The organism is Marinobacter confluentis (assembly GCF_004785685.1).
Lineage (GTDB): Bacteria > Pseudomonadota > Gammaproteobacteria > Pseudomonadales > Oleiphilaceae > Marinobacter > Marinobacter confluentis.
The window spans coordinates 1,191,721-1,204,263 of sequence record NZ_SRPF01000001.1; the positions used below are offsets into that span (position 1 = coordinate 1,191,721).

General features: G+C 56.1%; 10 protein-coding genes. 8 read left to right on the top strand and 2 right to left on the bottom strand.

All coding sequences use genetic code 11. From position 1 onward, the window contains the following. Nucleotides 1-30: 30 nt before the first annotated feature. Together E5Q11_RS05555 and smrA are read right to left on the bottom strand one after the other, a co-directional pair. On the bottom strand, nucleotides 31-222 hold the full coding sequence (locus tag E5Q11_RS05555; RefSeq protein WP_135802360.1) for a hypothetical protein: 192 nt from the start codon (nucleotides 220-222) through the stop codon (nucleotides 31-33). A 74-nt stretch (nucleotides 223-296) separates the two neighbouring features. Next, a complete protein-coding gene (gene smrA, locus E5Q11_RS05560) occupies nucleotides 297-878 on the bottom strand; it encodes a DNA endonuclease SmrA (protein ID WP_135802361.1) in 582 nt (193 codons plus the stop codon). 205 nt (nucleotides 879-1,083) lie between these two features. On the opposite strand from smrA, the gene E5Q11_RS05565 reads away from it, so the two are divergent. From E5Q11_RS05565 to E5Q11_RS05600, 8 genes are all read left to right on the top strand, one after another. Next, nucleotides 1,084-2,949 (top strand): putative nucleotidyltransferase substrate binding domain-containing protein, encoded by a 1,866-nt coding sequence (locus E5Q11_RS05565; protein ID WP_404802768.1) that lies wholly within the window; start codon nucleotides 1,084-1,086, stop codon nucleotides 2,947-2,949. Nucleotides 2,950-2,968: 19 nt separating this feature from the next. Beyond that, nucleotides 2,969-3,676, top strand: a complete 708-nt coding sequence (locus tag E5Q11_RS05570; protein WP_135802363.1) for a 3'-5' exonuclease — start codon at nucleotides 2,969-2,971, stop codon at nucleotides 3,674-3,676. Nucleotides 3,677-3,850: 174 nt separating this feature from the next. After that, entirely contained in the window at nucleotides 3,851-4,114 is a 264-nt protein-coding gene (locus tag E5Q11_RS05575) for a DUF4212 domain-containing protein (protein ID WP_135802364.1), read from the top strand. A gap of 5 nt (nucleotides 4,115-4,119) precedes the next feature. Next, nucleotides 4,120-5,889, top strand: coding sequence for a sodium:solute symporter family protein (locus tag E5Q11_RS05580; RefSeq protein ID WP_135802365.1), 1,770 nt, complete (start codon nucleotides 4,120-4,122; stop codon nucleotides 5,887-5,889). A gap of 98 nt (nucleotides 5,890-5,987) precedes the next feature. Continuing rightward, nucleotides 5,988-6,494 (top strand): hypothetical protein, encoded by a 507-nt coding sequence (locus E5Q11_RS05585; RefSeq protein WP_135802366.1) that lies wholly within the window; start codon nucleotides 5,988-5,990, stop codon nucleotides 6,492-6,494. 52 nt (nucleotides 6,495-6,546) lie between these two features. Continuing rightward, nucleotides 6,547-10,065 carry a hybrid sensor histidine kinase/response regulator gene (locus tag E5Q11_RS05590; protein WP_135802367.1) on the top strand — a complete coding sequence of 1,173 codons (3,519 nt, stop codon included), beginning with the start codon at nucleotides 6,547-6,549 and terminating at the stop codon, nucleotides 10,063-10,065. Further along, nucleotides 10,062-11,702 carry a tetratricopeptide repeat protein gene (locus E5Q11_RS05595; RefSeq protein ID WP_135802368.1) on the top strand — a complete coding sequence of 547 codons (1,641 nt, stop codon included), beginning with the start codon at nucleotides 10,062-10,064 and terminating at the stop codon, nucleotides 11,700-11,702. The genes E5Q11_RS05590 and E5Q11_RS05595 overlap by 4 nt, the downstream gene beginning before the upstream one ends. Then, nucleotides 11,699-12,418 (top strand): sensor histidine kinase, encoded by a 720-nt coding sequence (locus tag E5Q11_RS05600; protein ID WP_135802369.1) that lies wholly within the window; start codon nucleotides 11,699-11,701, stop codon nucleotides 12,416-12,418. Before E5Q11_RS05595 ends, E5Q11_RS05600 begins: the two co-directional genes overlap by 4 nt. Nucleotides 12,419-12,543 lie beyond the last annotated feature (125 nt).

A 12,543-nucleotide genomic window follows, 5' to 3' on the forward strand; every position in this document is an offset into this window, starting at 1 on the left:
GCATTCTTCCTCGGCGTTACTCCCCGGTTTTTATTTGATCACCGGCTCGTCGTTCTGGTCATTCCAGATCTTCCGCTCACCGGTGTCGATTTTTCCACCGGAGTCCCAGACTTCACGGTCCTGGGTGGCCTCTTCCACTTTGCCATTGTCATTCCAGATCACGCGGTCTTTACAGCCCGCCAGCGCGATGATGGCAAACACTACCAGGATAAATTGTTTCATGGGTTTCTCCAGAGTCTGCTGTGGTGTGTGAGTCATGTCAGACGTGAGCTGAACGGGAACAGGTCTACCCGGATTTAACGCCTGCCATGTATTTCGCGATTCCGCTGTTTGTCGAGATCACCCTTGCGCACCATCACGTAGGCCGCTCCAGTACCACCATGATGCTTCTGGGCAGAATGAAATGCCAGTACGTCGTCCAGTTCTGGCAGCCACTTCGCCAGGTAGCTTTTCAACTGGGCAATACCATCCGGGTTACGCTCGCCCTTGCCATGCAGAACAATGACCGTTCGAAGGCCATAGCGTACGCAGTCTTTCACAAACCCGAACACTTCCCGCCGCGCCTGCTCTACGGTCATGCGATGAAGGTCAAGCCGCGCTTCTATGGGGTATTGGCCAAGCCTCAGCTTTTTAAATACACCATGCTGAACGCCGGGTCGCTGCCAACTGAGAACGTCATGGGCCGTCAGTGGCTCAACGATATCAGCCGTCAGCGGGTTACGGTCCACCAGTGGCTGGTCCACAGCTGCCCGCTGGCGCTCCAGGTGACCTGGGGTCAGCTCCTTAGGTGCTTTGACGTCGGCTTTGTTGGGCTTGCGGATGCGGCGAACGTCCTGCATCTCCTCAAGGAAACTCAGCCTTTCATCTCTGGTCGTCATCTTGCTATCGTTTCATCAAGAAAGTGTTCGAACTTTATCATCGGGGTCATCCATCATAAAGCAACCTTTGAAGGCTTTGGTCTACACTCTTCCTTAATACCGACCAACATGGACAGCAACCATGACTGCTGCACCGTCTAACAGCTCCAACACATCATCCAGCGCCTCTCACGAGAGCCACAGGCCCCAGAATACACGGGCCATCATGGCGTTTCTGCGGGAGCATGCCCCCTTCTCGCACATGGATGACAGCCACCTGGCGCATTTTGCCGAGAACGCGTCACTTCGATTCTATGGCGATGGCGACGTGGTGCTTTCGCCGGACGAAGGGCCGGTTACCCGATTTTACGTGGTGAAACAGGGGCGGATTGTCGGCGAGCGCCCCAGCGACAAGGACGGCGGCACCGAAACCACCTTTGAAATCAGTACTGGTGAATGTTTTCCACTGGCCGCGTTGATCGGCGAGCGCCCTACCCACACCCTGCACAGGGCGGCCGGAGACACTTTTTGCCTGAGCATTGAAAACAACGCCTTCATTACCCTGTTATCCCAGAGCGAATCTTTCAGGGATTTCTGCATCCGAGGGGTGAGCAGCCTGCTTGAGCAGGTGAACCAGAACATCCAGTCCAGTGCGATGGTGTCGATTGGCAGCGGCAGTTCCCTCGATACGCCACTGGAGCGCTACGCCATTCGCAACCCGATTGTGTGCTCACCGGACCTGCCGGTCAGAAAGGCGGTCGGGCGCATGCATGAAAACAGCGTGGGAAGCATTGTGATTACCGACGACACCCGGGTGCCGAAAGGCATTTTCACTCTGCGAGACCTCCGTACCCTGGTGGCCGACGAGCGTGCGCCACTGAACACGCCCATTGGCCAGGTGATGACTCCGGACCCCTGCTGTCTCACGGCCCAGGCCGATGCGTTCGAGGCCGCCCTGTTGATGGCTGAACATCATTTCTCCCACGTCTGCGTGGTAGACGACGAGGGCCGCCTCATTGGTATGGTGTCGGAGCGGGACCTGTTCTCCCTTCAACGGGTTGATCTGGTCAACCTCGCCCGCACCATTGGAACAGCCAGCCATCTGCGCACCCTTGTCAGCCTGCGGGCCGAGGTTTCCCGGCTGGTGGATGCCATGCTGGCCCACGGCGCGGATTCCGGCCAGGTGGTCAAGATCATCACCACGCTGAATGACGTGACCGTACGCCGGGTGCTTGAACTGAACCTGATGAAACACGACCCCGGCATTCCATTTACCTGGCTGACCTTTGGCAGCGAGGGTCGAATGGAACAGACACTGCTGACGGATCAGGACAACGGCATTCTGTTTGTAACGCCGGAAGGCATGACCGAAGACCAGGTGAGGCAGAAACTGCTGCCATTTGCCGAAACCATTAACAAGGAACTGGCGGAATGCGGCTTTACCCTTTGCAAGGGCAATATCATGGCGAGCAACCCCAAACTGTGCCTGAGCGCTGATGAATGGGATGAGTGGTTCCTGAGATTTATCGACGCCTCTACGCCGCAGAACCTGGTGTATTCTTCGATTTTCCTGGACATGCGCGCCGTGTTTGGCGATCGGGAGCCGCTGGCGAAGCTCCTGGACAAGGTGCTGGCCCGAATCCGCAAGAATGATCTGTTCCAGAAAATGCTGGCCGGCAATGCCATTACCCGCAAGCCGCCGCTGACCATGTTCCGCAACTTCCGATATGCACCGGACGGGGACCGTAAATCCCTCGACCTGAAGCGCCAGGGGCTGGCACCGTTCGTGGAAGCCGTGCGGGTTTTCGCTCTGGCAAACGGCGTACCTGAGGCCAACACTCTGGAACGAATGGATCAGCTGGCAAACAAAGGCGTGTTCGATCCGAAAGACGCCAATGCCTGGAAGGAGGCCTACAGCCTGATCCAGGCAATTCGCATGCGGTCTCACCAGGAGTTGCTCAACCGCAACGAACCGCTTTCAAACTACATCAACCCGGACGACCTGAACCCGCTGGACAGGCGAATTCTTCGCGAGTCCTTCCGCCAGGCCCAGCGCCTTCAGCAGAAGCTGGAGCTAACCTACCAGCTCTGAAACACCCGGAGTTCTCCCTATGCTGGATCAGTTCAGACAATGGCTCGAGCGACTCAGGGCCGCCCAGGGCCGGAGCCCTCGCGCCGAACATTTACCAGCGCCCGTAGTGCCGGCCAACCAGCTGCTGGCGGAATCCCGCCTGATCGTGCTCGATCTTGAAACCACCGGGCTGAATCAGTCTAAAGATGAGGTCATCGCCATTGGCGCGGTCGCGATCAGAAACAATGCCATTGATCTTGGAGATCAGTTTGATCTGGTGCTGCGGCGCCCGGAGCTGGACATCAGCGAAACCGTACTGATTCATGGCATCGGCCCTGAGGCACTGACCCAGGGCCACGAAACCGAGGATGCGCTTCTGTACCTGCTTGAGTGGATGAACGGTGACCCTGTGCTTGCCTATCATTCCGCTTTTGATCAGGGATTTCTGGAAAAAGCACTGCGTAAAACCCTGGGGTACACCCGCAGCCATACCTGGCTTGATGTGGCCGACATATTGCCCGCTTTTTTTCCTGATGCCCGGCCGGCTGGCCGCGGCCTTGACGATTGGGCCGATCATTTCGGGCTTGAAGTCAGTGCCCGCCACCAGGCGGCGGCAGACGCACTTGTAACCGCAGAACTGACTCTTGTGGCAATCAACCAGGCTCTCAAAAAAGGCCCCGTTACGCTCAAAGAGTTCTGCGACCGCCTGAAGTACTTCCGACGTCTGAAAAACATGCATAAGCACTGAGACTTTGCGCCAAGTTCCCGAGAATTAGACCTTTTGCCAATATCTATCCAGCCGTTGACAGGTAAAGTCGAACAGGACATCCGGTCAGAAAAGGGCCGAATAAGAATAAGCAATAAGAATGTTCCCGTACTATTAAGAAACGATCCACTATAAAAACAATTCAGGAGTGATCCTATGTCAGGTCATGACTACGATTCTGTGAGTTACTGGAAGGCGAATCTTCGCCTGATATTCGGGAGCCTGATCGTCTGGGCTCTGGTGTCCTATGGCTTCGCCATTCTGCTACGCCCGATGCTGGCAGGCATTCCCATCGGGGGAACCGATCTCGGCTTCTGGTTCGCCCAGCAGGGTTCCATCCTTACCTTTATCGGTCTGATTTTTCATTACGCCTGGCGGATGAACAGGCTCGATGAAAAATTCGGCGTGAAGGAGGACTAAGGACAATGGATCAATTTATAATCAACCTGTTATTTGTAGGCGGCTCCTTTGCCCTTTACATCGGTATCGCCATTTGGGCGAAAGCCGGAAGCACCAGTGATTTCTACGTTGCCAGCGGCGGCGTCCACCCGATCACCAACGGTGCGGCTATCGGTGCAGACTGGATGTCAGCTGCATCCTTCATCTCCATGGCGGGCCTGATTGCCGCCGGTGGTTATGCCAACTCAACCTTCCTGATGGGCTGGACCGGTGGTTACGTACTGCTGGCGATGCTGCTGGCACCTTACCTGCGTAAGTTCGGCAAGTTTACGGTTCCGGAATTTATCGGCGACCGTTTCTACAGCAAGAATGCGCGGTTCGTGGCTGTAGCCTGTCTGATTGTGGCGTCGGTCACCTACGTTATCGGCCAGATGGCCGGTGCCGGTGTTGCCTTCTCCCGCTTCCTGGAAGTGGATTCCACTACCGGCCTGATGATCGCAGCGGTCGTGGTTTTCATCTACGCGGTTATGGGCGGCATGAAAGGTATCACCTACACCCAGGTGGCCCAGTACTGCGTACTGATCATTGCCTACACCATTCCAGCGGTCTTTATTTCCCTGCAGCTCACTGGCAACCCTCTGCCACCACTCGGCCTTTTCTCTACCCACGTAGAATCTGGCGTACCGCTGCTTGAAAAGCTTGACCAGGTCATTACCGATCTGGGCTTCCGTGACTACACGGCTGACGTGGACAACAAACTGAACATGGTTCTGTTTACCCTGTCACTGATGATCGGTACCGCGGGTCTTCCGCACGTTATCATCCGCTTCTTTACGGTTCCCAAGGTTGCCGATGCACGCTGGTCCGCTGGCTGGGCGCTGGTATTCATCGCCCTGCTTTACCTGACTGCGCCTGCTGTTGCTTCCATGGCTCGACTGAACCTGATGACCACCATCTATCCGGAAGGTGTCGACGGCCAGGCCATCCAGTATGACGAGCGTCCGCAGTGGATCCAGGAATGGGAAGTGACCGGCCTGATCCAGTTCAATGATAAGAACAGCGACGGCCGCATCCAGTTCTACAACGAGGGCAATGCAGACTTCGCTGAAGAAGCGGCAAGCCGCGGCTGGGAAGGTAACGAATTCACCTACAACAACGACATTCTGGTACTGGCGAACCCCGAGATTGCCAATCTGCCAGGCTGGGTTGTTGGCCTGATTGCAGCGGGTGGTCTTGCAGCAGCACTGTCGACGGCGGCAGGTCTGCTGTTGGCGATATCGTCTGCGGTGAGTCACGACCTGATCAAAGGTGCGTTCAAGCCCGACATATCGGAGAAAGGTGAATTGCTGGCTGCCCGTATTTCAATGGCTGCAGCGATCGTGGTAGCAACCTATCTGGGGGCCAACCCGCCAGGGTTCGCGGCTCAGGTGGTGGCGCTGGCGTTCGGTATTGCCGCAGCTTCGCTGTTCCCGGCCCTGATGATGGGTATTTTCTCCAAGCGAGTGAACAATAAAGGTGCCATCGCCGGTATGCTGGCAGGCCTGGGCTCTACCCTGGTTTACATCTTTATCTTCCTCGGCTGGTTCTTTATCCCGGGAACCAACAACCTTGCCAATACTCCGGACAACTGGCTGCTGGGCATTTCCCCGCTGTCATTCGGTGCGGTTGGTGCGATGATCAACTTTGCGGTAGCCTTTGCGGTCTCTAACGCGACCGAAGAGCCGCCCGTTGAGATTCAGGAACTGGTCGAGAGCGTTCGCTACCCACGCGGTGCAGGCGGCGCTACAGGCCACTAAGCAACACTTCAGCCACCGGCAGATGAGAATCTGACAGGCTGAACCTGAACGGGCTTCCTCATTGGGGAAGCCCGTTTTCTTTTCAAGGAAACAAACCTATGTTCTGGACTTTTGTGGCGACAGTATTCTGCGGACTTGGCGCTGCGGGCATCGCCCTGGGCATCCGTGCCGTTACCCGCAAGAAGGCGCCAAAATGGATTATTCCCGCATTCGCCGGCGCCGGCATGCTGGGCTACCTGATTTACATGGAATACACCTGGTTCGAACTGAAGCAGACGCAGCTTCCGGACGAAGCCATTGTTGTCAGCACCGAAGAGTACGGCGCCCCCTGGCGGCCGTGGGCCTATGTCGTCTCACAGGTCACCGCTTTCACGGTTCTCGACACCAAAAGCATCATGGTGGACAACCCGGATAAGAATATTGTCCGCTTCAGCCTTTACCGCTTCGAACAATCCTATACCGACGCGGTGACCCAGAAGATGTATCTGCTAAACTGTGACACGCGGGAGCTGGTTCCCCTGAAGGGCGAAAAGAGCCTGGACACCAGGGCCCTCAGAACCTTGCCTGAAGACGACCAATTGCTGAAGCTTGCCTGCGACCAGTAAAACCGGTCAGCCAGGCTGACGTCTGTTCATCGCAATCCGGGAAAGCCTGTTTATGCTCAGTGGCTGGCTGTTAGTTCTCATTTCGATCACTTACATCTCGCTGCTGTTTGCCATCGCCTGGGCTGGCGATCGCCATCCCGGGCTCTACCGCCGACGCTGGGCACGCACCCACGTTTACGCCCTGTCTCTGGCGGTCTACTTTACTTCCTGGACCTTCTACGGCGCTGTCGGCCGCGCCACCCAGGAGGGGCTCGGCTTTCTACCGATCTACCTGGGCCCTCTGCTGGTATTCGTGTTTGGCGCACCGCTTCTACGGCGGATCATTTTTATCAGCAAGCGGAACAACAGCACCTCCATTGCTGATTTCATCGCCTCACGGTATGGCAAATCCCAGTCCCTGGCCGCGATGGTGGCCATCTTCGCGCTTATCGGCAGCGTGCCCTACATTGCACTGCAGCTTAAAGCCATTTCCATGGGTTTCACGGTCCTGTCGGACGCCGGTACTGAGTACAGCCAGGTAAGCACGGCCGCCTGGAACGACTCGGCCTGGTACATCACCCTTGCGTTGGCCAGCTTTACCGTACTGTTCGGGACCCGGCATCTGGAGTCCACTGAACATCACAGAGGCATGATTCAGGCGGTCGCTTTTGAATCGCTTGTGAAAATTATCGCCTTTGTCGCCGTCGGCATGTTCGTGATCTATGGTCTTTACGGCGGGTTCGGCGACCTCTGGGGGAATGTACGGGACGCCGGGCTGATTGGCACTCTGACCACAGACCATATCGAAGCGCCGGCGTTCATAACCCAGACTCTGGTTGCTATGCTGGCTATCTTCTGCCTGCCCCGACAGTTTCATGTGATGGTGGTGGAAAATACCGACCACCGGGATTTTGAAACGGCACGTTGGGCAATGCCGATCTACCTGGTCATCGCCAGTGCCTTTGTTCTGCCCATTGCCGCTGCAGGGCTGCTGTCGCCGCAGGCATCTGCCGCCGACCCCGACATTCTGATTTTGAACCTTCCCATTCTCGCCGGTGAACAATGGCTAGCCATTCTTGCGTTTCTGGGTGGCGGCTCAGCCGCTGCAGCCATGGTTATTGTGTGCTCGGTCGCCATTGCCACCATGGTGAGCAACGAAATAGTGATGCCTGCCCTGCTTAAGTTCTTCCGACCGCGCATGAACAAACGGACGGACCTGAGCTCACTGTTGTTGTCGATCCGGCGAGTGGCAATTTTTGTCGTTCTACTGACCGCCTACGGCTTCTACCGTATGGCCGGGGAGGATTACAGCCTGACTGCATTCGGACTGCTATCCTTCGCCGCAGCCGCACAGTTCGGGCCTGCACTTGTTGGCGGCATTCTCTGGCGAACCGGTAATTATCAGGGCGCCATCTGGGGGCTGGGGCTCGGCTTTCTGCTATGGGGGTATACCCTGCTGTTGCCAGCGCTGGCGTCAACTGGCTGGCTCAACGACACCCTGGTTACCCAGGGGATCGGTGGCATTGGCTGGACCCGTCCCACCGCGCTGATGGGGCTGGACCTTGACACTACCAGCCACGGCATCATCTGGAGCCTGGGCGTCAACACAGTGACCTACATCCTGCTTTCGCTGTTTACCCGGCAGCGAGTGCGGGAAAAAATCCAGATTGCCTCTTTCTTCCAGGATCCTCACCCTAAAGCTGAAACGCCACAGCAGCAGAGCTGGCAGGGCGAAGTACTGACATCCGATCTTCAGGCCATTACCGACCGGTTTATGGGCGAAGAACGTGCCGAAGCCATTTTCAAGAATTACGAACGCCGTAATGCCATTCGCCTCCATCCACACCGGCCCGCCTCAGCCCACCTGATGAAGTTTATCGAGCGCCAGCTTGCCTCTGTGATTGGTGCATCAACGGCCCGGGTTGTCCTTGAATCGACGCTGACTGGCCGGGACATGCAGATCGAAGATGTGGTCAGCATCGTCGACGAAGCCTCACAGGCCATGACCTTCAGCCGGGAATTGCTGCAATCTGCCATCGAAAACATCAGCCTGGGGGTATCCCTGGTCAATAATCAGCAGCAGCTGGTGGTCTGGAACCAGCGTTATCTGGAACAGTTTGGCTACCCCAAGGGCTTCGTGCGGGTCGGCCGACCGATCCAGGACCTGATGCGTTACAACCTGACCAGCGCCAACCTGCCAGCCCGGCGTATCGACGAGATCATTACCGATCGTTGCCGCAGCATGCGTGAAGGCCAGCCCATGTCCTATGAGCGCCAGCGCCCGGACGGCACCGTTATCCGGATTGACGGCAGCCCGATTCCCGGTGGCGGCTACGTAACCACTTTCCAGGACATCACCGCCATGAGGCGCACGGAACAGGCGCTTAAGGAAACCAACATCTACCTGGAGCAGCGGGTCAAAGAACGAACCCAGGAGCTGCAGGTAATCAACGAACAGATGCTGAAAGCCAAGTCCGTCGCCGAGCAGGCCAACCAGAGCAAAACCCGCTTCCTGGCCTCTGCCAGCCACGACCTACTGCAGCCACTGAATGCCGCCCGGCTGTTTACCTCAGCACTTGCGGGAAAGAAGACCACTCCCGAAACGGCGGACCTGGTAGATCATATTGACAGCTCCCTGGGCGCTGCCGAAGAAATCATCAGCACCCTGCTGGACATCTCCAAACTCGACGCGGGCGCACTGGAACCAGACATCGGCAATTTCCCGGTGAATGACATCATGCGCCACCTGGCCAATGATTTTTCCGCTATCGCCGAAGATCAGGGGCTCAAGCTTCACGTGGTGCCCAGTACGGCCTGGATCAGGTCTGACTCGAAGCTGCTGCGCCGGGTAATCCAGAACTTTCTGTCCAACGCCATTCGTTACACCCCACAGGGCCGTATTCTATTGGGCTGCCGGCGGCTCAGAGGTTATATTCGCATTGAGGTCTGGGACACCGGGCCGGGCATTCCGGACGATCAGCTGGCGCAGATTTTCGAGGAGTTCCGGAGATTCCAGCAGGGACGAGACAAAAAAGGGCTGGGCCTGGGTCTGGCGATCGTGGATCGTATCAGCGGGATGCTCCATCACCCGGTCAACGTAAGATCGGTTCAGGGGATTGGCAGCGTCTTTTCCATTACTGTTCCAACGGTAGATGCCGAAAAGAGTGTCGCGGAACGAACCCACACCAACGCCTCAAGCCGGAGAGTTTCCAGCCTTGGCGGCCTGAAGGTGCTTTGTATCGACAACGATCCCTCGATTCTGCATGGCATGACCGCACTGCTGAATAACTGGGAATGTGACGTGAAAGCTGCCCAGAGCCTTGAATCTGCCCGTGAACTACTGGCAAATGAACGCCCGGACATTATCCTGGCGGATTATCAGCTTGACGATGACCAGAATGGACTTGATGCCATGGATGCGCTCAGAAACCAGTTAGACAGCAATATACCGGGCATTCTGATCACCGGATACATGGCACCCGAGGTTAGAGAGGACGCCATAAGACGTCGATACCAGGTGCTCTACAAGCCGGTGAAGCCTGCGGCGCTCAGAGCCATGGTTAACAAACTTCTGAAGCAGCGCAAACGATGAACGACTCCTCCGTAACGTCAAACACCACCGATTTCGGGAAACTGAGCTACCTCATAGTGGATGACTTTGAGAGCTTCAGACTATCCATGCGTGAAATGCTGCGAAGCTTTGGTGCAGAGAAAATAGAGTCGGCGGCCAAGGCCTCCCCTGCCATACAGTTCTGCGCCTATAACCACGTCGACGTCGTGCTGTGCGACTTCAATCTTGGCGATGGCAAAAACGGGCAGCATATTCTGGAAGAACTCAGGCATAAGAAGCTCCTCAAGCGGTCTTCGATCTTCTTGATGATCACCGCTGAAACTTCGAAGGAAATGGTGATGGGCGCCCGTGAATATCAGCCCGACGCCTACCTGACCAAACCCATAAACCGGGCAATGCTGGTCAAGCGCCTGGACAGCCTTGTCAGCCAGAGAGCCGCCCTGTTGCCCATCAACCGCGAGATTGACCGGGAGAATTACCCCGAGGCCATTTCACTGTGCCTGAAGTACCTGCCCACTCAACCGCGCTACAAGACCTGGCTGATGAAAACCCTGGCAGACCTGTATTATCAGGTGGGCGATTTCAGCCACGCGCTGAAAATTTACCAGGATGTTCTCCACCAGCGTGATCTCTCATGGGCCAGCCTGGGCCATGGGCGTATTCTTCTGGCCACTGGAAATGTGGACGAAGCAGCAGGCACGCTGACCTCCCTGGTGGAAAAACATCCGGATTACATGGAAGCCTACGATCTTCTGGCCGAAGCCCTGGAGAAAAAAGGCAAACCCGTTCAGGCCCAGAGAATACTGGAAAAAGCCGCCGAACTCTCTCCCAATGCTTTGCTACGCCAAAAGCAACTGGCTGGCCTTGCGGCATCGAACCAGGATCTTTCAACGGCTTCTGAAGCCTGGAAAAAAACCGTCAGTCTTGGGGTCCACTCCATTCATGACAGCTCCGAACACTATCTCGCCCTTGGCCAGTCGCTTTCCGATCTAAGCGAGGGAGATACCAGCAGCGATGGCTATGCCAGGGCAGACGAAGCGCTTGCCACGCTCAGGCGAATGGAGCGGCGCTTTCCGGAAGAAGAAAACATCAAGGTTAGAAGCCGCGTAGTGCAATCAAGGGTGCACGCCGGCCAGGGCAACCAGATGGAAGCCAACAAGGCGCTGGAAAGCGTTTCTGAGGAGTTGGCCAATAGTGAGACCATAGACCCGGAGCTGGGAATAGACTACGCCAAGACCCTGTTCCGACTTGACCGGGACAGCGAAGCGAAAGAATTACTGGGCACACTATCGCAGCGATGCGCTGACGACCCGGTTCTGTTGAAGAAAATTGAGAATCTGCTGGATGAACCCGTCGGCTTTCAACAGAAGCTGAAGGCCCGTGGGTTGAACCGCGATGGCATCAAAGCATTCGAGTCAGACAATCTCGATGAAGCCATAAAAACCTTCAATGAAGCGCTTACGATCGTTCCCGACCATGCAGCGCTGAATCTGAATCTGTGCCAGGTTCTGATGAAAAAACAACAGACCACTGGTGACACCCAGTTGCTAAGCCAGGCCAGCAAACACCTGGAGCGCCTGGCCAACCTACCAGAACAGCATCGCCAGTATCGCCGGCTGGTATCGCTTCGTAAAAAACTGCAGGGGATGATGGAATGACACCTGAGAAACCAGAAAGCCGGGACACATCGAGGAAGCCTGTTCAGAACATTGATTTTTCAATGGTACTGGCATCCGCCGTCCACGATATGAAGAACTCACTCGGTATGCTTCTGAACTCACTGGATGATCTGCGTCGGGAACAGGGTAAAAGCATCGGAGAATCGTCCAGATTTAATACCCTGCAGTACGAGGCCGAACGAATGCACAACGATCTGGTTCAGCTGTTGGGTATATATCGCCTCGGCGAGAACAACCTGTCTGCCCACATAGACGAGCATTTCGTTCCGGATTTTCTGTCCGAGCACATGGCCCGGCACACGCCCCTTCTTGAGGGCCTAGGCATTGAATTTGAACTTGAAGCCGAAGACATCAACGGATTTTTCGATGCCGACCTGCTAACCGGGGTTCTCAATAACACGCTCAATAACGCGCTTCGTTACACCAAGAAAAAAATCAAACTGCAGGCGAAAGAGCGGGATGGCTACCTGGTGATTTCGGTGGAGGACGATGGCGAAGGTTACCCGGAAAGTATGCAACATACTGGCACACCGGACTTCAAGACCCTCGACTTTAACAGCGGCAGTACCAGTCTCGGGCTATTCTTCGCGTCGTCGGTGGCTTCACTGCATGCCGAGGGTGAGAAAACCGGGTCTATTCGGCTGCATAATGGGGGGAGTCTGGGTGGGGGGATTTTTGAGATTTGGTTGCCTTGAGATCAATAAAAAACCCCCACCGGCAAAGCCGGAGGGGGTTTTTAGTATTAAGAGCCTGACGATGACCTACTCTCACATGGGCAGAAGCCACACTACCATCGGCGCTGGTCTGTTTCACGGCTGAG

Excerpts from the sequence above, each read along its gene's own strand:
- E5Q11_RS05565 (WP_404802768.1), top strand. The coding sequence starts at position 1,084 with ATGGCGTTTCTGCGGGAGCATGCCCCCTTCTCGCACATGGATGACAGC.
- E5Q11_RS05575 (WP_135802364.1), top strand. The coding sequence starts at position 3,851 with ATGTCAGGTCATGACTACGATTCTGTGAGTTACTGGAAGGCGAATCTT.
- E5Q11_RS05570 (WP_135802363.1), top strand. The coding sequence starts at position 2,969 with ATGCTGGATCAGTTCAGACAATGGCTCGAGCGACTCAGGGCCGCCCAG.
- E5Q11_RS05600 (WP_135802369.1), top strand. The coding sequence starts at position 11,699 with ATGACACCTGAGAAACCAGAAAGCCGGGACACATCGAGGAAGCCTGTT.
- E5Q11_RS05580 (WP_135802365.1), top strand. The coding sequence starts at position 4,120 with ATGGATCAATTTATAATCAACCTGTTATTTGTAGGCGGCTCCTTTGCC.
- E5Q11_RS05585 (WP_135802366.1), top strand. The coding sequence starts at position 5,988 with ATGTTCTGGACTTTTGTGGCGACAGTATTCTGCGGACTTGGCGCTGCG.
- smrA (WP_135802361.1), bottom strand. The coding sequence starts at position 878 with ATGACGACCAGAGATGAAAGGCTGAGTTTCCTTGAGGAGATGCAGGAC.
- E5Q11_RS05595 (WP_135802368.1), top strand. The coding sequence starts at position 10,062 with ATGAACGACTCCTCCGTAACGTCAAACACCACCGATTTCGGGAAACTG.
- E5Q11_RS05555 (WP_135802360.1), bottom strand. The coding sequence starts at position 222 with ATGAAACAATTTATCCTGGTAGTGTTTGCCATCATCGCGCTGGCGGGC.
- E5Q11_RS05590 (WP_135802367.1), top strand. The coding sequence starts at position 6,547 with ATGCTCAGTGGCTGGCTGTTAGTTCTCATTTCGATCACTTACATCTCG.